Origin of the sequence: Actinoplanes sandaracinus, assembly GCF_030009775.1 — a bacterium.
Taxonomy (GTDB): Bacteria; Actinomycetota; Actinomycetes; order Mycobacteriales; family Micromonosporaceae; genus Actinoplanes; species Actinoplanes sandaracinus.
On record NZ_JASCTH010000029.1, the window covers coordinates 24,833 to 45,301 of the forward strand.

16 protein-coding genes are annotated in these 20,469 nt (G+C 71.3%); 6 read left to right on the forward strand and 10 right to left on the reverse strand.

What is annotated here, in order from left to right:
* Positions 1-31: 31 nt before the first annotated feature.
* The 3 genes from QLQ12_RS35845 (at position 32) to QLQ12_RS35855 (ending at position 8,897) form a co-directional block, all read left to right on the forward strand.
* Positions 32-3,352 carry a methyl-accepting chemotaxis protein gene (locus QLQ12_RS35845; RefSeq protein WP_282765229.1) on the forward strand — a complete coding sequence of 1,107 codons (3,321 nt, stop codon included), beginning with the start codon at positions 32-34 and terminating at the stop codon, positions 3,350-3,352.
* A gap of 284 nt (positions 3,353-3,636) precedes the next feature.
* Entirely contained in the window at positions 3,637-7,557 is a 3,921-nt protein-coding gene (locus QLQ12_RS35850) for a Pls/PosA family non-ribosomal peptide synthetase (RefSeq protein ID WP_282765230.1), read from the forward strand.
* Complete coding sequence (locus tag QLQ12_RS35855; protein ID WP_282765231.1) at positions 7,554-8,897, forward strand: M1 family metallopeptidase; 1,344 nt, start codon at positions 7,554-7,556, stop codon at positions 8,895-8,897. The genes QLQ12_RS35850 and QLQ12_RS35855 overlap by 4 nt, the downstream gene beginning before the upstream one ends.
* A 73-nt stretch (positions 8,898-8,970) precedes the next feature.
* Here QLQ12_RS35855 and QLQ12_RS35860 read toward each other — a convergent pair whose 3' ends face one another.
* Together QLQ12_RS35860 and QLQ12_RS35865 are read right to left on the reverse strand one after the other, a co-directional pair.
* Positions 8,971-10,512 (reverse strand): methyl-accepting chemotaxis protein, encoded by a 1,542-nt coding sequence (locus tag QLQ12_RS35860; RefSeq protein WP_282765321.1) that lies wholly within the window; start codon positions 10,510-10,512, stop codon positions 8,971-8,973.
* 216 nt (positions 10,513-10,728) lie between these two features.
* A complete protein-coding gene (locus tag QLQ12_RS35865) occupies positions 10,729-10,986 on the reverse strand; it encodes a response regulator transcription factor (protein WP_407651670.1) in 258 nt (85 codons plus the stop codon).
* 53 nt (positions 10,987-11,039) lie between these two features.
* On the opposite strand from QLQ12_RS35865, the gene QLQ12_RS35870 reads away from it, so the two are divergent.
* Together QLQ12_RS35870 and QLQ12_RS35875 are read left to right on the forward strand one after the other, a co-directional pair.
* Positions 11,040-11,366 (forward strand): hypothetical protein, encoded by a 327-nt coding sequence (locus tag QLQ12_RS35870; RefSeq protein ID WP_282765232.1) that lies wholly within the window; start codon positions 11,040-11,042, stop codon positions 11,364-11,366.
* A gap of 82 nt (positions 11,367-11,448) precedes the next feature.
* A complete protein-coding gene (locus QLQ12_RS35875; RefSeq protein WP_282765234.1) occupies positions 11,449-11,826 on the forward strand; it encodes a hypothetical protein in 378 nt (125 codons plus the stop codon).
* Between the two features lie 54 nt (positions 11,827-11,880).
* Here QLQ12_RS35875 and QLQ12_RS35880 read toward each other — a convergent pair whose 3' ends face one another.
* The 4 genes from QLQ12_RS35880 to QLQ12_RS35895 all read right to left on the reverse strand — a co-directional run bounded on the left by QLQ12_RS35880 (position 11,881) and on the right by QLQ12_RS35895 (position 15,662).
* Positions 11,881-12,906 (reverse strand): hypothetical protein, encoded by a 1,026-nt coding sequence (locus tag QLQ12_RS35880; RefSeq protein WP_282765236.1) that lies wholly within the window; start codon positions 12,904-12,906, stop codon positions 11,881-11,883.
* Positions 12,899-13,687 carry a hypothetical protein gene (locus tag QLQ12_RS35885; protein ID WP_282765237.1) on the reverse strand — a complete coding sequence of 263 codons (789 nt, stop codon included), beginning with the start codon at positions 13,685-13,687 and terminating at the stop codon, positions 12,899-12,901. The genes QLQ12_RS35880 and QLQ12_RS35885 overlap by 8 nt, the downstream gene beginning before the upstream one ends.
* A 275-nt stretch (positions 13,688-13,962) precedes the next feature.
* The gene (locus QLQ12_RS35890) at positions 13,963-14,601 is read right to left on the reverse strand and encodes a response regulator (protein WP_282765238.1); all 639 of its coding nucleotides are present in this window, start codon (positions 14,599-14,601) and stop codon (positions 13,963-13,965) included.
* A complete protein-coding gene (locus QLQ12_RS35895; RefSeq protein ID WP_282765239.1) occupies positions 14,598-15,662 on the reverse strand; it encodes a sensor histidine kinase in 1,065 nt (354 codons plus the stop codon). Before QLQ12_RS35895 ends, QLQ12_RS35890 begins: the two co-directional genes overlap by 4 nt.
* Before the next feature lie 43 nt (positions 15,663-15,705).
* On the opposite strand from QLQ12_RS35895, the gene QLQ12_RS35900 reads away from it, so the two are divergent.
* A complete protein-coding gene (locus QLQ12_RS35900) occupies positions 15,706-17,466 on the forward strand; it encodes a DJ-1/PfpI family protein (RefSeq protein WP_282765240.1) in 1,761 nt (586 codons plus the stop codon).
* Between the two features lie 220 nt (positions 17,467-17,686).
* Here QLQ12_RS35900 and QLQ12_RS35905 read toward each other — a convergent pair whose 3' ends face one another.
* From QLQ12_RS35905 to QLQ12_RS35920, 4 genes are all read right to left on the reverse strand, one after another.
* The gene (locus QLQ12_RS35905) at positions 17,687-18,016 is read right to left on the reverse strand and encodes a PP2C family protein-serine/threonine phosphatase (RefSeq protein WP_282765241.1); all 330 of its coding nucleotides are present in this window, start codon (positions 18,014-18,016) and stop codon (positions 17,687-17,689) included.
* Positions 18,013-18,186 carry a hypothetical protein gene (locus tag QLQ12_RS35910; protein ID WP_282765242.1) on the reverse strand — a complete coding sequence of 58 codons (174 nt, stop codon included), beginning with the start codon at positions 18,184-18,186 and terminating at the stop codon, positions 18,013-18,015. The genes QLQ12_RS35905 and QLQ12_RS35910 overlap by 4 nt, the downstream gene beginning before the upstream one ends.
* Before the next feature lie 478 nt (positions 18,187-18,664).
* On the reverse strand, positions 18,665-19,309 hold the full coding sequence (locus QLQ12_RS35915; RefSeq protein WP_282765243.1) for a response regulator: 645 nt from the start codon (positions 19,307-19,309) through the stop codon (positions 18,665-18,667).
* On the reverse strand, positions 19,306-20,286 hold the full coding sequence (locus tag QLQ12_RS35920; protein ID WP_282765244.1) for a sensor histidine kinase: 981 nt from the start codon (positions 20,284-20,286) through the stop codon (positions 19,306-19,308). The genes QLQ12_RS35915 and QLQ12_RS35920 overlap by 4 nt, the downstream gene beginning before the upstream one ends.
* Positions 20,287-20,469: the final 183 nt, after the last annotated feature.

Genomic DNA, 20,469 nt, shown 5'->3' on the forward strand with positions numbered 1-20,469 from the left:
GTGGTGTAGAGACCGAAAGGTTTCCACGAAGGTGCTCGCGGTCGCCGTGGTCGCGGTCGCCGGTGTCATGGCTACCGGGGCGTTGAGCATCGCCGGTATCGCTGAGCTGCAGAACAGCCGGAACGCCGAGATCGCCGAGGTGCTTCCGTACAGCACGAATCTGAACGCTGCCGCGCTGGCGGCGAAGGCGGCGGCGAACGACGAGCGTGGTTTCCTGCTGAAAGGCGACACCGACTTCAGCGAGGAGGCGCTCGGCCGTAAGAAGACGGTCGACGCCGCGCTGGCCGCTGCCCGAGCGGTCGCCGATCCGGCGGAAGCGGGGCGAATGACCGCTATCCAGGCCGCCACCGACAAATGGTTCGCCGCACTGGAAGCCGAGTTCACCCTCTATCAGACGCGGCCCGATGAGGCGACCACGCTCGCCCTGGGCGACAACCGGGACCTGCGCAAGGCGTACGAGACGCTGCTCGGCGAGGAGGTCGGCTATGCCAATGCCGCGTTGCTGGAGGGCAAGGAATTCGACGCGACGGTGTCGCAGACCCGGACGGCGATCATCATCGCGGCGATCACCGTGCTCGTGGTCGCGCTCGTGGCCGCGTTCTACGTCGCGCGTCTGCTCGTCCAGCCCCTGCGCCGCGTCGGCCAGGTCCTGGACCAGGTCGCCGAAGGAGATCTCTCCGGCGACCCCCAGGTCCACCAGCGCGACGAGGTCGGGCACATGGCCGACTCCCTGCGCCGGGCCACCGGCACGCTGCGACAGACCGTCACCGACCTGACGGCACACGCGCAGACCCTGGGCGTCGAGGCCCAGGCGCTGGCCCAGACCAGCCGGCGGAGCTCGTCCAGCGCGGACCAAGGCGCCCGGCAGGCCGCTACCGTCGCCGACTCGGCCGCGACCATGTCGCACAACATCCAAACGGTCGCGGCCGGCGCCGAGGAGATGGGCGCGTCGATCCGCGAGATCAGCGAGAGCGCCACGCAGGCCGTGCAGGTGGCGTCGCGGGCGGTCGAGGTGACCTCGAACACCAGCGCGGTGATGGCCAAGCTGGGTGAGTCATCGACGGAGATCGGAAACGTGATCAAGACGATCACGGCGATCGCCGAGCAGACCAACCTGCTCGCCCCGAACGCCACCATCGAGGCCGCACGCGCCGGCGACATGGGCAAGGGCTTCGCGGTCGTCGCCAGCGAGGTCAAGGATCTGGCTCAGGAGACCGCCCGGGCCACTGAGGACATCGGTACGCGAGTGGCGGCGATTCAGGCCGACACCGCCGGGGCGGTCGCCGCGATCGAGGAGATCAGCGAGATCATCGGCCAGATCAACGAGTTCCAGACCACCATCGCCTCCGCGGTGGAGGAGCAGACCGTCACCACCAACGAGATGAGCCGCAACGTCAGCGAAGCGGCCTCCGCGGGCACCCGGGTGGCCGACACGATCAAATGCCGTCGCCTCTTCCGTCCAGGAGACCACGACCGGCGTGGCCGAGGCCGACCGGGCCGCCAGCCAGCTGGCCGACATGTCCGGCGACCTGCGCCGGCTCGTCGACCGGTTCCGGCTCTGACCGCCGGTCTCGTCGCCGGACCGACGTGCCTCAGAGGTGACTACGGCGTTGAAGGACGAGCGCCGCCTGGACACGTGAAGATCATCGACTCGACATGTGCGGGCCGCTCTGCGCCGCTGGATGCGCGGCTACGGTCGGACGCCATGAGCACGCTGCCCCACTGGGCCGACCCCGCCGTACCGGACACGGACCTCGACCCGCAGGGTCTCAGCCGGCGCGGCATGCTCCGGCGGGCCGGATTGTTCGGCGCGGCGTTCGCCGCGACCGCCGCCCTGCCCGCCGCGTCGCCCGCGGCCGCCGCGACGACCGCCGGCTCCCCGCCCGGCGACGGCCCGGACCTGGTCTACCTGGTCGGCGACCATCACGTGCACACCCAGTACAGCCACGACGCGAAGTACACGCTCGCCCAGGCGGCCCGGCGGGGCGCGCAGTACGGGCTCGACTGGATGGTCTGCACCGAACACAGCAACGTCGGTCACGACACCACCGGCGCCGCCCTGGAGCACGCCGACATCGTCGCGGCCCGCGCCGAGAACCCGCGCCTGCTGATCTTCCAGGGCCTCGAGTGGTACATCCCGGGCGCCGAGCATGCGACCGTCTTCACCCCGCCCGGCAGGCACGAGGCCGAGGTGCTGCGACAGTTCGAGCGAGCGTTCGACGGCAAGCTGCGCGGCCGTACCGACGGCGTCGCGGCGAACGAGGCCCTGGCCGTCGCCGCCATCCGCTGGCTCGCCACCCAGAAGGCCGCCGGCTACATCGACGACGCGCTGGTCCTGGCCAACCATCCGTCGCGGCTGGGCATCGACTCCCCGCACGAGCTGCGCGCGTGGCGCGACGCCGCACCCGACATCATGATCGGTATGGAGGGTGCGCCGGGCGCTCAGGGCGCCGCCCTGCCGGGCCTGCGGGGAGCCGGCGGCATCCGTGGCGAATACGAGAACAAGCCGTCGGCCCAGTCGCATCCCGGCTATCCGGCCGAGGCGTACGTGACCTACGGCGGTTTCGACTGGATGACCGCCACCGTCGGCGGCCTGTGGGACGCGATGCTCGCCGAGGGGAAGCTCTTCTCGATCACCAGCAACTCCGACAACCACCGCACCGTGTACGACACGCTGCGCAACGGCGATTATCCGGCCGGCGCCGGGTTCGACACCCTCGGCAAGGTGCCCGACCCGGTGGAGACCGGCGCCGCGCAGCCGGGCAGCGACTTCTGGCCGGGACAGTTCAGCCGTACGCACGTCGGCGTGACGCGGTACGGCTACCGCGAGGTGATGGCCGGTCTGCGCGCCGGCCGGGTCTGGGTCGACCACGGTCAACTCGTCGACGGCCTGGACGTGCGGCTGACGTCGTCCCGCGGCCGGTCGGCGACCCTGGGCGGCCGGCTCCGGGTGCGCCGCGGCGAACGGGTCACACTGACCGTCACCGTGCAGAGCGCGTCCCGCCCGAACTTCCACGGCATCCTGCCGCGCCTGGCCCAGCTGGACGTGATCCGCGGCGCCGTCACCGGCCGCCCGGCGAACCTCGACTCCTGGCGGGCGCCGGACACCGCCGTCGTGAAGACGATGGACGTCGCCCGGGGCACCGGCCGCTACACGGTTCGCGTCCCCCTCGGCGCGGTCACCACGGCGGGGTACGTCCGCGTCCGCGGCTCGGACGGCAACCGGCACGGCGCGGGCCTGCTCGGCGCCCGTGTCGACCCCCGTGGGCCGGTCGCGCACACGCCGGGCGACGGCGACCCGTGGCGGGACACCTGGCTCTACACGAACCCGATCTTCATCGACGTGTCCTGAGAACCGGCCGGCGGACGAGCCCTCGGGGCGCGACTCCGTCACACCACTCGTGCCGTTCCCTGCGGACTGGTGCCGCGAGCACGTTCATGGCGTCCCGGTAAGGCCGGGGAAGAGCCGAGGGCGGCTTCGCGTATGAGGATGGTCGCTGGTGTGTCAGTCGACACGTCTACGACATTCAGCCGTCAGTTCCCGTTCTTCGCCCGTAGCTTCGGATGCTGCCGCGGACGGTTCAGCGATGTGCGCCCGGCCGATGGTGAACCAGAGGTGGAGACGGAGTGCGCTCGGTGACCGTGACGACTGATCTGCGACTGATCGAGCTTCCCGAGATCGCTTTCGCGCCGGAGGCCCCGGCGGTGTTCCGCTCCCGATCCGCGCCGATCCGCCGCACGCTTGTCGACATCCTCGACGCGACGGTGCGGGCCCATGCGGGATCCCACGCGATCGACACCGGCACCACGACCCTGACCTACCAGCAGTTGGCCGCCGAGGTCGAGGCGTTGCGCGCGAGGCTGTGCGAGCGCGGGGTGGGCGTCGGCGATCGGGTGGGCATCCGGATCTCCTCCGGTTCGGCGGAGCTCTACCTCGCGATCCTCGGTGTGCTGGCGGCCGGCGCGGCATATGTGCCGGTGGACGCGGACGATCCGGAGGAGCGCGCCGAGCTCGTCTTCGCCGAGGCCGGCGTCTGTGCCGTCCTCGGCGATGGCTTGACCGTGACGGTGCGCCGTACCCCCGAAGGGCTGCCCGGACGGCCGGGCCCGGCCGACGACGCCTGGATCATCTTCACCTCCGGATCCACCGGCACCCCGAAGGGGGTGGCGGTCTCGCACGGCGCCGCCGCCGCATTCGTGGACGCTGAGGCGCACCTGTTCCTCGTCGACGACGACGTCGAGACGCTCGGCCCGCGGGATCGTGTCCTGGCGGGCTTGTCGGTGGCCTTCGACGCGTCCTGCGAGGAGATGTGGCTCGCCTGGCGGCACGGCGCCTGCCTGGTGCCCGCCGCCCGATCGCTGGTCCGCAGCGGCGTCGACCTGGGTCCATGGCTGGCCGAGCAGCGCATCACGGTCGTCTCCACGGTGCCGACGCTCGCCGCTCTGTGGCCGGCCGAGGCGCTCGAGGACGTCCGGCTGCTGATCTTCGGCGGGGAGGCGTGCCCGCCCGAGCTGGCGGAGCGGCTGGCCGTCGAGGGGCGCGAGCTGTGGAACACTTACGGCCCGACCGAGGCGACCGTGGTGGCCTGCGCCGCGCGGCTGACCGGCGAGGCGCCGGTGCGTATCGGACTGCCGCTCGACGGCTGGGAGCTCGCCGTCGTCGATGAGTCCGGTGATCCGGTCACCATGGGGGAGACCGGCGAACTGGTCATCGGGGGAGTCGGCTTGGCGCGATACCTCGACGCGGACAAGGACGGCGAGAAGTTCGCGCCGCTGCCCGCCCTGGACTGGGCGCGGGCGTACCGCAGCGGCGACATCGTGCGCGCGGAGCCCGAAGGGCTGCTGTTCCTGGGCCGCGGCGACGAGCAGGTGAAGCTCGGCGGCCGCCGCATCGAGCTGGGTGAGGTGGACGCCGCGCTGCAGGCGTTGCCCGGCGTAGCCGGCGCGGCGGCCGCGGTGAAGCAGACCGCCGCGGGCAACCAGCTCCTGGTGGGCTATCTCGTGCCCCGCGACAGCGGCGGCTTCGACGTCGAGGCCGCCACGCGGCGAATCCGGGCGCAGTTGCCGGCCGCGCTCGTCCCGCTGCTGGCCGTCGTGGACGGGCTGCCGACCCGGACGTCGGGAAAGGTGGACCGGGCGGCGCTTCCCTGGCCGCTGGCCGTCACCGACGCGTCGAAGGTGCAGGAGCTGACCGCGGCGCAGGAGTGGCTCGCCGGTGGCTGGGAGGAGATCCTCGGGATCCGCCCCACCGAGCCGGGCGCCGACTTCTTCAGCAGCGGGGGGAGCAGCCTGAACGCGGCGCAACTCGTGGCCTGGATCCGGCGGGCGCACCCGCGGGTGTCGGTGGCCGACATCTATCAGAATCCCCGGCTGTCGCAGATGGCGACGGTGCTCGACGGGCTCGGCACGGAGACGACGGTCCGCCGAGAAGTACAGCCCACGCCCCGGCGGGCCGGGCTCATCCAGGGCCTGCTGATGTTGCCGATGCTGGGGCTGGTCGGGCTCCGCTGGCTCACGGTCCTCGCCGCGTCGGGCAACGTCCTCGCCCTCGTCGCGCCGGAGTCGCCGGCGCCGACGACCTCCTGGTGGTGGATCGCCGCGGGCTGGGTCGCGCTGTTCAGCCCGCCGGGACGGATCGCGTGCGCGGCCGCGGGAGCCCGGCTGTTGCTGCGCGGTGTCGGCCCGGGCGAGTACCCGCGTGGCGGAGGCACTCACCTGCGACTGTGGGCGGCCGAACGGTTCGCCGAGCTGACCGGCGCGACCGGCGTCGCCGGGGCGGGCTGGATGATCACGTACGCGAAGGCGCTCGGCGCACGCCTGGGCCGGGACGTCGATCTCCACTCCGCGCCGCCGGTCACCGGACTGCTGAAGCTCGGCCGCGGTGCGGCGATCGAGCCGGAGGTCGACCTCTCCGGCTACTGGGTCGACGGTGACATCGTTCGCATCGGCATGGTGCGCGTGGGCGCCGGCGGCCGGGTGGGTTCCCGGAGCATCCTCATGCCCGGCGCGCGGGTCGGCAAAGGAGCGAACATCGCCGCCGGCTCCACCGTGACCGGGGCGGTGCCGGCGAATCAACGCTGGGCCGGCTCACCGGCCGTTCCCGCCGCCGACAAGGGCGCGACGACCTGGCCGGCGCAGCGTCCGGCTCGCTCCCGCCTGAGTACGCGGTTCTGGGTGGCCGCCTACAGTCTGACCGCGCAGGTGCTGGGACTGGTGCCGGTCGTGGCGGCGCTGCCGGCGCTCGCCCTGTTCGGCTGGGTGCTCGCCGACGAACTCACGCTGGGTGCCGCGCTGATCGTCGTACCGGCCGCGTCCGTCGCCTATCTCGTCGGTTACGCCTTCGTCGTCCTGGTGGCCGTCCGCATGCTCGGTGTCGGTCTGCGGGCCGGATTCCACCCCGTCCAGGGGCGGGTGGCCTGGCAGGTGTGGACGACCGAGCACCTGATGGGGATGGCACGGGTTGCGCTGTTCCCGATCTATTCCAGTCTGTTCACGCCGGTGTGGTTGCGACTGCTCGGCGCCAAGGTGGGCCGCGGTGTGGAGATCTCCACGGTGCTCGCGGTCCCGGCGATGACGACCGTTGACGACGGGGCGTTCCTGGCCGACGACACGAGGGTCGCCACGTACGAGCTCCGCCACGGCTGGCTGCGGGTCGCCCCGGCCCGGATCGGCAAGCAGGCGTTCCTCGGCAACTCCGGCATGGCGGCGTCCGGCCGGTCAGTTCCCAAACGGGGCCTCGTCGGGGTGCTCTCGTCGGCACCGTACAAGGCGAAGAAGGGTTCGTCGTGGCTGGGCGCCCCGCCGATGCCGCTGAGCCGCATCGTCGAGGCGGCCGACGCCGGGCGCACCTTCGACCCGCCGCCGCGGCTGAAGCTGGCCCGGGCCGCGATCGAGCTGTGCCGCGTCATTCCGGTGATCTGTGCCGGCGCGTTGGCGGTTCTGGCACTCGCCACGCTGGGGTCCCTCTGGCAGGCCGCCGGCGGGCCGGCCGCCGCCCTCGCCGCCGGGCCGGTGCTGTTCGCCGCGGCGATCGTCGCCGCGCTGACCGCGACGGCCGCGAAATGGCTGCTGGTCGGCCGGTTCCGGGCGACCGAGCACGCATTGTGGACGTCGTTCGTCTGGCGCAACGAACTCGCCGACACCTTCGTCGAGGTGCTCGCCGCGCCCTGGCTGTTCCGTCTCGCCACCGGAACACCGCTGCTGACCATGTGGCTGCGAACGCTCGGTGCGAAGGTCGGCCGTGGCGTGTGGCTGGAGACGCTCTGGCTGCCAGAGTACGATCTGGTCCGGCTCGGACCCGGCGCGACCGTGAACCGGGGGTGCGTGGTGCAGACCCACCTGTTCCATGATCGGATCATGAGCATGGATGAGGTCACTCTGGGCGCGGGCGCCACTCTCGGCCCGCACGGGATCGTGCTGCCCGGCGCGAGCATCGGCGCCCGGACCACCGTGGGGCCTGGCTCCCTCGTCACCCGCGGTGACGTCGTGCCCGGGGACACCCGGTGGCTCGGCAATCCGATCGCGACCTGGCCGGCGATGGCCTCCCGCCGGGCATGACCCCAGCGGCCGCGCCGGTCGGCGCCTCGCCGGGCGCTGACCGCTCGACCGACCCGTACCTGCCGGAGCACGGCAACGGCGGCTATCGGGTGCTTCACTACGACCTCGACCTCGACTACCGGGTGGTGTCGAACCGACTGGACGCGAAGGCGACGGTCACCGCGCGGGCCGTCCAGCCGCTGTCGCGGTTCAGCCTCGACCTCGCCCGGCTCCGCGTCCGGGACGTCCGGGTGGACGGGCGCCCGGCGAAATTCGACCATCGGTCGGGCAAGCTCCGGATCAAACCGGAGCGGCCGATCGGCTACGGCGCCACCTTCAAGATCGAGGTGCGGTACGGCGGCAAACCGGTGCCCGTATCCGGCCGGTGGGGCGACATCGGCTGGGACGAGTTGACCGACGGCGTGCTCGTCGCGAGCCAGCCGAACGGGTCACCGTCCTGGTTCCCGTGCAACGACCGGCCCGACGACAAGGCCACCTTCCTGGTCACGCTCACCGCCGCGTCGCCGTACACGGTGCTGGTCACCGGCGACCTCGTGTCCCGGCGCCGGGGGGCGGGCACCACCACCTGGGTGTACGAGCGCGACGAACCCACCGCCCCCTACCTCATGAGCGTCCAGATCGGCCGCTACGACCTGGTGGAGCTGGCGGCCGGTGGCGTGACCCAGCGGGCCGCGATCACGCCTGGTGTACGAGGCGCCTTCCAGCACGACTTCGCACGGCACGGCGAGATCATGACAGTCCTGGAGTGGTTCTTCGGGCCGTACCCGTTCCGGGAGTACGTGGTGGTGGTCGCCGACGACGAGCTGGACGATCCGGTCGAGGCGCAGGGCATGGCCGTCTTCGGGCGCAACCACCTCGACGGACGGCGCACCCACGAGCGGCTGGTCGTGCACGAGCTCGCCCACCAGTGGTTCGGCAACAGTCTCACGGTCGCGGACTGGCGGCACATCTGGCTCAACGAGGGCTTCGCCACGTACGCCGAATGGTTGTGGTCCGGAGCCTCCGGCGGCCCGTCCACGAACGCCCACGCGGCCCAGTGGCACGCCTGGGTGGCGGCACGCCCGGCGACCATCACCGTCGCCGACCCGGGCGTGGACCGGATGTTCGACCCGCTCGTCTACAAGCGCGGCGCGCTGACGCTGCACGCCTTGCGTGCGAAGGTCGGCGAGGAGGCGTTCTTTGCGCTGCTGCGCTCGTGGGTCGCGGAGCACCGCCATCGAACCGTGACAACCGAGCAGTTCCGGCGACACGCCGGCCGATTCGCGGCCGGGCCTTTGGACGAACTGTTCACCGCGTGGCTCGACCGCCCGGCACTGCCGCCGCTCCCCGGCATTCTCTGACTCTGTTGTCCGCGAGAGGCTGGGGCGTGGCCAGGTCGGGCGGCTCCCGCGCCGGCCGCGTGAGCGTCGGGGATCAGACCCGGAACTCCGCGATGGCGGCGCGCAACGCCGTGCTGGCATCGGCCAGCTCGCTGGCGGCTGTCCGGGCGTCGTCCACGTCGCGGGCCGCGGCGTCGGTGCTCTGTGCCAGCTCGGCGATCGTATGAGCGATCTCCTCACTGCTCTGCGCCGCCTCACTCAGGCCGCCGTTGATGTTCCGGGTGGCGACGTTCTGCTCTTCGATGGCCACCGACGTGGTCTCCTGGAAGCCGTCGATGCGGCGGATCACCTCGCTGACCGCATTGATGGCGGTGCCGGCCGACTCGGTCTCGGCCTGGATCGCCTGCACCTTGGCGGTGATGTCACCGGTGGCCTTGGCCGTCTCCTGCGCCAGGTCCTTGACCTCGCCGGCGACCACGGCGAAACCCTTGCCGTGCTCGCCGGCGCGGGCCGACTCGATGGTGGCGTTCAAGGCGAGCAGGTTGGTCTGTTCGGCGATGCCGTTGATGAGACTCACGATGGTGTTGATCTCGGCGGACGACGCGCCGAGACGGGCGATGGTCTCCCCGGTGCTGCGGGTGGTGCTCACCGCCTCCCCGGCGGCTTGCATCGCCGCGTCGGCGCTGGTGGAGATCCGGGCCATGGCACTGCCGATCTCCACGCTTCCGGAGACCACCGACCGAAGGTTGTGCAGAACGTTGTCCGCGGCAGTGGAGACCTGGCCGGCTTTGGTCCGGGCGTCGGCGGCCGACGTCGCCATGTGCTCGGACACGCCGGACAGCCGCACGGAGACGCTGCCCACCGAATCGGCGCCGTCGAGCACTTGGCGTACCGCCGACTGAAGGGCGGATGTGCTGCGATCCACGGCCCCGGCGAGAACACCCAACTCATCGGAACGATCCAGCTGGACCCGTGCGGTGAGGTCGCCGTCGGCGAGCCGGCCGAGTACCCCGACCACGGTGCGTAACGGCCGCACGATCGATCGGGTCACCGTGATGCCCGCCAGCACCGCGAGCAGCACCGCTGCCGTCAAGGTGCCGCCCAGCATCGTGTTGCTGACCGTGCGAGTCTGTTCCATGTCTTCGCGCAGAGCGATGTTCCTGTCCTGCATCGCTTTCTGCAACCGGTCAGTGATCTCGAGAGTGTCGACGTACGCGTCATGCGAACCGCCCAAATTGACGATCTGCATTGCGGCGGCGCGCCCGGCCAGCGTGTCCTTGCGCAGATGTTCGACGATCTCGTCATCGGCGGTGAAGAAGTCGTCCCAGGTCTGTCGCAGCGGTGCTGCGAGGGTTCGCTCGTCCGGCGCCAGCGCGGCAGCCTCGAGTGCGCTCAGTGACTCGTAGAGCGCGGCCTTGGATTTGATCTCCCCATTACGGTTGTACGCGTCGTCCTTGGTCGCGGCGACGCCACCGATGACGCCGGCGTCGGCGATCACCAGCCCCTGCCAGCCGGTCACGTCAGCGACGTTGTAGAGGAACTGCTGGACCGCTTCGCGGGCATGCGTCAGCTCATCGACCTGTCGCTGCGCCCGATCTTGGTTCCGCAACCCGAACCAGCCGGCGCCCGCGGTCATCGTCAGCAAGACGATGAGCAGACCGAAGCAAAGGCCGAGGCGGCCCCCCACTCGAAGACGGCTCAGCATGAGTTTCAGCATGCCATCGGACTACGGCGGGCGATGCGGAACGTGCACTCTCGCCGTATCTCCGGCGTCCGCCACCCCACGGCCCGGCCCCCAGCGGGCTCAGGACCGCATCGGCTTGCCCGTGCCGTGGCCCGAAGCGCCTGTCGCTCACTGGTTGAGGTAGGCCAGGACGGCCCGGACCCGGCGGTTGGCGTCGCCGTCCGGCGGCAGGCCCAGCTTGGTGAAGATGCTGCGGGTGTGTTTCTCGACGGACACCGGAGCCAGGAAGAGGGCCGCGCAGATCGCCGAGTTGGACAGGCCCTGCGCCATCAGGGCGAGGACCTCACGCTCGCGTGCGGTGAGCCCGGCGATGCCCTGGTTGCGGCTGGTCCGGGCGAACAGGTGGTGGACCACTTCCGGATCCATGGCGGTGCCGCCCTGGCCATGACGATCAGCGATCGAGCCCGGGGCTGGCACTGATGCGCCTGGTCGGCACCACCCGGCGGCAGATCTTCGACATGCTGCACTGGGAGCTCGCGGTCATCGTGCTGATCGCCGTGGCGCTGGGCACCGCGGTGGCCCTGCTGACGCTGACCGGGTTCAGTATCGGTATGGCGGGTTCCGGCACGCCGCGCATCGTCGCGCGCCGCGGCGATCGCCCTGGGCGTGGCGGCCACGGTGCTCCCGGCCCGGGCGGTGCTGCGCCGCAACCCGGCCGAGGACATCACCGGCGGCCAGTAGCTGACGGGCCGGCTGCCGCGGCGCGCCCGTGCCCGGCGACGGCCACCAGCGAACGGGTCTTGTAGGGTACCGGCCGGTAACCGAAGGACGCACGATCCTGTCGACCGTCACGGTCTCCGGCTGAGCTGCGGGCGGAAGGAACGGACGATGTCACCCTGGTCTTTCTGGATCCTGTCGGCCATCTTCGTGGTGCGGTGGTCTGTTCTCTGGTGGCGCACGCGCAGGGCCCGTCTGAGGTTCGCGTTGCTCGCGCCGGTCGGTGCCGTCGCCGGCGTGGCGATCGGTCTCATCTCGGTCCTGAGCTCCAGGCCTCAGGCGTCGTGCTTCGGCGGTGAATGTCGGCGGGACGCAGCCCATTCCGCCTTCGACTTCGATGCGAACTCCGGCCTGGACGGCCTCATTCTGATCAATTCGTGGCTGGCGTTCTTCGTCGCGACAGTGCTGGCATTGCTGACGCTGGTGACGGAGACGGTGCTCATGGTCAGACGGCACGAACGTGCCCGGGGCGTGGACTCGTCAACGTGAGGCCCACCGGCCACAGCGAAGGGCGCGTGACTCGTACGAAGCATGTCGCGTCCATCAAGGCGGGTCGTTCTGGAACTGGAACTGGACCCGCACCGTGTCGCCGATCGGCACCACCAGCGTGGTGTTGCTCGCCGACCAGAGTTCCGGGACCAGGAACATCCGGTCCTTGCCGATCACCAGAAGGCGCAGGCGCCGATAGCGGAACCTGAACTCCTGATCCTCAGCGGCCGGGAGCCGGGTCTCCTCGACGATGTTGTTGCGCAGGTAGAGCCGTTCCTTGGTGTCGAGTATGACGCGGGGCAGATGGTCCGGGCGGGCGGCGATGTCACGGGCCAGGCCGCTGCCGGACCACTGCGCGATCGTCGCGGTCGCCCAGAAGATCGCCGCCACCAGGACGGCGGCGATCAGGAATCGAGCGACTCGGCGTAGTCCCGGTGCGCGGTCGGCCGATCCCGTCGTCGGGCCGTCCACGGCCGGCTGTTCCCGGGCCGCCCGCAGGGCTGGTTCCTCGGCCGGTTGCCGCTCTGGGCCGTCCGTCTGTCGGCTTGCCGAACTCCTCTCGTCAGAGGGCGGATCGGCTGGTGGCAGCTGGTCGGTGAGCCGCCACGTGTACCCGATCAGGCCCGTGCCGAAGATCATCAGGACGGGGACGACGAGGCCGTAGGGAGCCCAGTCGCGGAGCGCGCCGTAGGCGAAGAGCAGCAGCACGGCGGTGACCAGCACCAGGGTCCCGGCGCACGTCCCGGCACGCAGTACCAGGCGAATCCGCCGCTGCCGGCGGGCCCGCAGCGCGGCCGAGATCCGGCGGTACATCGTCAGATGCAGCAGCAGGCCGCCGGCGCCGAGCAGGGTGAGCGTCAGGATCGGAACCAGCAGCGGTTGCGGACTGCGCATGATGTAGTCCTGGGTGCCCAGGCCGATCGCATCGACATCGACGCCGAAGTACTCGTACTGGGCGCGCGAGGAGACGTAGCCGAAGTAGAAGAGCACCGCGCTGATCAGACTGATCGGGGCGATCGCGCCGGCCCAGGCGGCGATCCGGCCGGAAAGCGGTTCGGGCTCGCCTGCCCGATCAGCCATCCGTGCTCCCGTTCGTCGTGGGATCGGCGGGTTCCCCGGAATCGGGTCCGGAGGTGGTCGGTTCCGGCTCCGAGGGCAGGAACAGCGCGATCGTCCTCTCGTCGAAGCCGTCCGCGTCGCGGACCCACTCGGCGCAGGCATCCTCGGCCCCGGCGGCACAGTAGGCCTGCCCGGACACCGTCAGCCGGGTCTCCGGCAGCAGGCCCTCCGGGTCGGCCCGGGTCGGGATCACGACGACGGAGCACTTGGCATTCTCCGAGCCGAACGTGTAGCCCTTGCACGACGGCCGCCCCTGGCAGGTGCCGCCCGGCAGGCGCATCATGTCGGTGCGGTTGAGGCCGACGCCGGTGACCTTGACGGTGAGACCATCCGGCGGGGTGCGGAGCAGGCTGACCCCGACACAGAACCGCTTGTTCACCGGGCCGGTGCTGTTGTCGTTGCTGCCGACCGGCGCGGGTGCGAGCTTCGCGTAGGGACGGTCGATCTCGGGCGCCGGCTTCTCCGGGCCCTCGCCCTCCGGCCCGGGTTCGTTGCCGGTGCCTTCCTCCTGGTCCGGCTTCCCCTGGCCCTCGGGGCTGCCGCCTTCATCCGGGTCGCGGTCCACGGTGCCCTCGCGGGTCGTTGCCGCCGCGGTCGGGGCTCGTTCGGTCCCGCCTGACTCGGCGAAGCTCGGCGCCTGCCAGGACGGTCCGGCCGAGGTGGGTTCGTCGCTGTCGCCGCCGCAGCCCACCGCGGCGCCCAGCACCATGACAAGAACAAGCAGAACTCGTCGGATCGGCATGACGCCCTCCGATCGGATCGGCCGCGACCACTCGCGACCCGTCGGCAAAACGCGGTCAGCGTCCGCTCTCGACGGTAGGCCCGACCCCACCCGCCCCGAAAGAGGTCAGGCGGCCCCGCCCGCCGCGGAATCGACCGGCCCACTGCGCCGGCCGATCTCGGTCGATCCTGGTCGGAGTGCCTTCCTGGTGGCGTGCCGGCCGCCGACGACGGATCGGCCGGTGGTGTTTGTCGCGGTTGTCCCTTGGGGCGTTCCGCAGCAGAGCGTGACGGCGGTCAGAGCAGTCCCAGTTCACGAGCACGCAACGCAGCCTGGGTCCGGTCGCGTGCACCTAGTTTGGCCAGGGCGCTGGTCACGTGGTTCTTCACGGTCCCCTCGGCCAGGAACAGCGCCGAGGCGATCTCCCGGTTGCTGCGCCCGCCTGCTAGCAACCGTACGACGTCAAGCTCGCGCCCGGAGAGCGGTGCGATGAGCGGATCGGGGACCGGCGGCGGCAGCTGCGCCACCCGGAACACCAGTTTGGCGGCCACGCCTGGTTCAAGGACTGATTCGCCGCGCGCGGCGGCGCGGACGGCCTCCATCAGCCGTGCCGAGGAGGCGTCCTTGAGCAGGTATCCGATCGCTCCGGCCCGGATCGCGGAGAACACGTCGGCGTCGTCGTCGAACGTGGTCAGGGCGATCACCTGGACCTGCGGGTGGTTCGCGCGAATATGCCGGGTCGCGGTCGGCCCGTCCATCAACGGCATCCGCAGGTCCATCAGCACCACGTCCGGTGACGCCCGTCCGGCCAGTTCGACGGCCTGCGCGCCGTCGGCCGCCTCGCCGACCACCTGGACGTCGTCCTGGACCGACAGCAGCAGTGCGAGGGCCTCGCGGAACAGCCGCTGGTCGTCGGCGAGCAGCACCCGGATCATGCGGGAGTCGTCACGGTGAGCGTTGAGCCCTGACCGGGCACCGAGTCGAGCACCACCGTGCCGCCCAGCCCGGTCACTCGTTCGCGCAGGCCGGTCAGCCCGAACCCGCCGGGCGGCGCGGGCGCGTCTCCGCATCCGTCGTCGCCGACGACGACCCGGACCTCGGCGGGGTCGTACTGCAGCAGCACATGCGCCTGCGAAGCCTGGGCGTGCCGGCGGACGTTCGTCAGTCCCTCCTGCGTGGCCCGGTACAGGGTCTCCTCCACCTCCGGCGGCAGCGCACGGGCTGTGCCCCGCGCCTCGCTGGTGGTCGGCAACCCGGACTGCGACGTCTCCCGGGCCAGGCGCTCCACCCGGTCCCGCAGCGGCAGCCGCGGCGCCCGCAACGCTGACACCGACCGCCGCACCTCCGACAGGGCCTCCTTCGCCTGGTCCTCGGCTTGGGCGAGGACCGCGTCGGCGCGCTGCGGGTCGCGGCCGAGCAGTGCCCGGGCGGCCCGGATCTGCATCTGCACCGTCGTCAGGTAGTGCCCGAGTCCGTCGTGGATGTCGCGGGCGACGCGGTTGCGCTCCTGGGTGGTGGCCAGCTCCGCGAGTTGTTCGTTCGCCAGGACCAGTTCGAGACGGATCTGCCGTTCGCGGCGCAGGAGCCGGGTCACGACCAGCGCCATGAGCGCGGCCACCAGCATGCCGGCACCTTCCCGCAGACCCTCGCCGAGGTCCATGCCGACGTGCCCGAACGGGACCACGAGCGCCACGACTACGGCAACCTGCAGCGGCAGGAGCTGCGCGGCCTGGACGACCAGCACGATGAGCAGCAGGGTGCCGCCCCACGAGGCGTGTGCCGCGCCGAACATGACGAGCCCGAGCCCGATCTGCGCCGGCACGTACCCGGCCCACCAGCGGAATGCCCGCCCCGGCAGCAGCCACGAACCGGCGATGACGAGCGCGGTGAACGCGGCGCCGGTCACGATCGCCGGCCACGGGTTCGCACCGGCGACGGCTTCCAGGACCAGCACGGCGTACGCACCGACCGCCAGCATCCACAGGAAGCGTTCCACGTCTGCAGCGTGCAGGTGCCCGTCCACCGAAGTCAATCAGGTCATGACCTCGACCATGACGTTCGGCACGGGCGCCGTGACCCGGCAGGCGGACACCATCGGCGGCATGCGCATCCGCCGTTCTCTCGCCGTCCTGTTCGCCGGGCTGGCCGCTGCCGCCGCCGTGGGCGTGATCCACGCGATCGACGCGGTCGACGCCGTCTACCCGGCGGCTCGCCCGTTCCCGCTGTCCCCGCCGGGCGCCGTGGTCACCGATCCGCGACCGACCGTCGCGGTGCTGCTCGGACCGGCCGGCGCCAACGCGGCCGACGTGCTCGCCCCATTCGAGACCCTCGCGGTGTCCGGCCGCTACCGGGTCGTGACCGTCGCCGAGAGCCGTGCCCCGGTCCCGTTGACCGGCGGTCTGGACCTGGTGCCCGACCATACGTTCGCCACTGTCGGCGACGTCGACTGGATCGTGGTGCCGGAGATGCAGGAGGCCGGTTCCCCGCAGCTGCAGCCGGCCGTGGACTGGCTGCGGCGACGCCACGCCGCCGGTGCCCGGATCCTGAGTGTCTGCGCCGGCACCGGGTTGCTGGCCCGCACCGGCCTGCTCGCCGACCGGCCCGCGACGAGCAACTGGCTCGCCCTCTACGGTCTCGAGCGGCAGTACCCGAACGTGCGGTGGGCGCGCGGCGTCCGGTACGTGGACGACGGCCGCATCATCACGACCGCCGCCGTGCTGTCCGGAGTGGACGGGGCGCTGCGCATCCTCGAACGCGACCACGGCGTCGACGTCGCCCGGCAGGCCGCGGCCGCAGTGCAGTGGCCGGCCTACCATCCGGGAGGACCCGCATCGATCGACGCCGCTCATCCTGTCCTGGCAGACGCGGTCGCCCTGCTCAACGTGGGCTTCCGTAACCCGGTACGGGCCGGGGTGCTGCTGACGCCGGGCGTCGGCGAGATCGAACTGGCGTCGGTGTTCCGCACCTACACCCAGTTGTCGTACGTCGCGCGGCTCACCTCCGTCACCGCTGACGGGCAACCGATCCGGTCCCGGCACGGACTGACGTTCGTTCCGCGGACCACGGTCACCGCCGGCTACGACCGGCTGCTGGTTCCCGGCCACGACGCCGCCCGTACCCATGCGGTGGATGCGGTGTGGAAGCCGGTGTACGTCCACAGCGGTGCCGGGTTCCCGTTCGACGGCACCCTGCGCGATCTGGCCGCCACGACCGATGCGCCGACCGCCCGGTGGGTGGCCAAGACCCTCGAGTACCGGCCCGACGACGTGACCGGTCCTGCGGTTCCGTGGTCGCCCGTCCTGCTGATGGCGCTGGCGATGATGGCCGGCGGCATCCTGTACGCCTTGGCCCGTGCCGCTCTGGCCCGGTTGCCGCGCCTGCGGAACTGGCTGCGGCACCTGGCCGAGATGCTCGTCGCCATGCTCGCCGGGATGATGCTGTTGGGCCCGGTGTGGGATCCGATCACCCACCAACGGCCAACGGTGGCGACCCTGGTCATGGCACTCGACATGGCCGTCGGCATGGCGGTGTGGATGGCGGTCCGCGGGCACGGCCTGAGGATGATCGGCGAGATGACGGCGGTGATGGTGGCGCCGTTCGTGTTGCTGTCGCCGTGGATCGGCGGCGCTGCCCTGTCGGCGACCGGTCACGTGCTGATGCTGGTCGCGATGGTGGCGCTCATGCTCGTGCGGTGGGAGCACTACGCGGCGACTCCGACCTGGGCCTTCCGGTCACGGCGTGGCGATGCGTCGCCGCCCGCGGAGCCGGATCAAGTTGAGAAGGCGCCCGGGGTGTCGTAGTCCGCCTGATCACATCCGCACAGCGGGCATGCCCTGACGTGACCCCGCTTGGCTGACGGACCGGAGCGTGACCACTGCCGAACGGCCGGCGGCTGGTGCTTCCACCGCTCCGCGCCGCATCCGCTCGGCCGGTCCGAGCGCATTCGCGGCGGTGGCTACCCCTCCCGACCCGCTGTCCAGCAGGTGCCCGCTGACGAGCCTTACCGTTGGCGGGCCTGGGTTACCGGCGTCGTACCAGCGCTAGTGCCCGATCGTCGTCGGTGCCGGGTATGCGCTGGAGAATGATGTCGGCGACGGTCTCGAGCGGCAGCCCGGTGGCCTCGGTCAGGACGGTGCGCAGGTCTTCGATTCCGTGGTCGTAGGGGTGCGTGCGGCGTTCGACGAGCCCGTCGGTGAAGGCGACGATCGTGTCGCCCGGCGCGAAGGGCGAGGTGCTGATCGTGGTGGGGCCGTGCACCATGCCGAGTGGCGGGTTGGCGGGGGTGTCCAGGATGTGCGCGGGCCCGGTGGCGGGCAGCAGCAGCGGGTGCGGGTGCCCGGCCCGGGTCACCTGGATGAGTCTGTGCCGGGGTTGATGATCATGATGATGGCGGTGCCGAAGAAGCCGCGGCCGAGCAGGGTGGTGTCGCCGGCGGTGGGGGCGCCGCTCAACACGGCCGACAGCCGGGCCAGCGCTTCCGCGCGATCGCCGGCGCCCACGCCATCCACCGCTGCGGCCATGCGAGGGCGCCGGGCATGCCTTGCGCGTCACCGAAGATCCGGGCGTGCGCATCGTTGTGGAGGAGGTACGCGTCCGGGCCCCACCACCACGCCATCGGGACCGGAGAGGCCAGCAGCAAAGATGCCGCAGTACGCAGCGTGGACGGCCACCCGGTCAACGGCCCCAGCGCGGTCGCCGCCCAGTCGTGTCGCGCGAACGCCGCGCCGCCCGCGGCGGTGGACGCCACCCACCAGCGGCGTGGCTCCTGCCCCCTGTGGGGGCCGATCATCCGAACGACCCTCCCTCGCGCCGCTCGGAAGATCCTTGCGGAACATCGCCGACGAACTCTCGCACAGCTGTCGATCCTGTACCGACGGCGCGCCGGCCGCTACCACGATCACCGAGCCGACTGCGGCGGCCCGGGCCACGCCGAGCTGACGCGAAGGACTCGGCCCCCGGCAGCACGAGGCTGAGGCCGGGAGGCTGACCGGGAACGACCTATCCGTCCTGCGGATCGGCCAGACCGGCCCGCCATGCCCAGGCGGCCATGCCCACCCGGTTGTTCAGGCCCAGTTTCGCCTGGATATTCGCGACGTGAGTCTTGGCGGTCCCGGCGGAGATGAACAGCTCGGCGCCGATCTGCGCATTGGTCAAACCCTGAGCGACCAGCCGTACGATCTCGGTCTCGCGATGTGTCAGGGGGTTGTACGCCGGAGGCGGGCCGGGCTTGGTCACCGCGCGCAGGAGCCGGACGGTGACCTGAGGACTGATCAGCGCGTCACCGGCCATCGCCGCACGGACCCCCTCGATCAGAAGTGCCGGTCCGGACCGCTTGAGCAGGAAGCCGCAGGCGCCGTTGCGCAGTGCGGCGTCCACGTACTCGTCGAGATCGAAGGTGGTGACCACGACCACCCGCAGGCCCTCTTGGGTGAGCAGCCGGGTCAGTTCCAGTCCGTCGATGCCGGGCATCCGGATGTCGGTGAGCACGACGTCCGGCCGTAGCCGGCGAGCCAGGGCCAGGGCCGTGGTGCCGTCGGTGGCCTCGCCGACTACCGTGATGTCGGGTTGGGAGTCCAGCACGAGGCGGAAGCCGCTGCGCACGTCCGGTTGGTCGTCGGCGAGCAGGACGCGGGTGCTGTTCATGCCGCGACTACGGGGATGACGGCGACGACTTCCCAACCACTCCCAGACGGCCCGGCTGACAGAGTGCCGCCACCCGCGGTGACCTGCTCCCGTAGGCCGGAAAGGCCCCGCCCACCGGGCCGGGCACGCCGCTGCTGGGGTGGCGGCCCCGCCGTGTCGTTGCGGACCCGCACCTCGACACCGGAGGAATCGCCGGTGACGGACACGTCCACCCGGGTCGCTGCGGGCGCGTGCCGCCGGACGTTGGTCAGGGCCTCCACCACGATCCGGTACGCCATCGCGGCGCTGTCGCGTGGCACCTCGCCGATGCGGGAGTTCTGGACGAGTTCCGTCTCGAGGTGACCCGCGGCGCGGAACCGGTCCACCAGGCCCGGCAAGTCATCCAGCGTGGGCAGCGGCCGCACCGTGACGGTGTCCGGTTCGTGCAGCATGCCGACCATGCGGTCCATGGTGGCCAATGCGGTCAGGCCGGCCGCCTCGATACGCACCAGCGCCGAACCGGCCGCCTCCGGCCGGCTGCCGATGACGAAGCGGGCCGCCTGGGCCTGCGCCACGATTCCGCTGATGTCATGGGCGACGAAATCGTGCAGGTCCCGCGCCACCTGCAGACGCTGAGCATGCCGGGCCTGCTCGACAGCCACGGCCCGCCGGTGCACCATCAGCCGCGGGTAGCCGCCCACGACGACCGCGACAACGGCGGGCATCGTCCAGACCGCTGCCGCAGCCATCCGCTGTGCCGTGGGCATGCCGCCGGTGAACGACCAGAGCACCAGCGCCATCGCCGCCATGGCGACGATGGTCGCAGGCCCGATGTGCCGATGTGGCCCCCACCGCACCGCGACGGCCAACAGCACCGCAAGGAGGGCCATCACCAGAACGAAGAGGTACGGCGGGCTGCCGAGATCACCCACGAACGCCACACACAGCGAGGAACCGCTGGCCGCCATGCTGATACAGCCGAGGTGCCGAAGCATCATCACCTGATCGTAGGCAGGCGTCGCCGTATGCCGATCGGCATAGGCCACCACGACCGGCATGCCGCACCTCGCCACATCGGCAGATGGTGGCGCACACCCGGCAAGGCCGAGGCTGGTGAAGCACGCGGTGAGTGGACGCCGCGCCTTCACAAGGAGTGACATGTCCCCATGGATCAAGGTGGC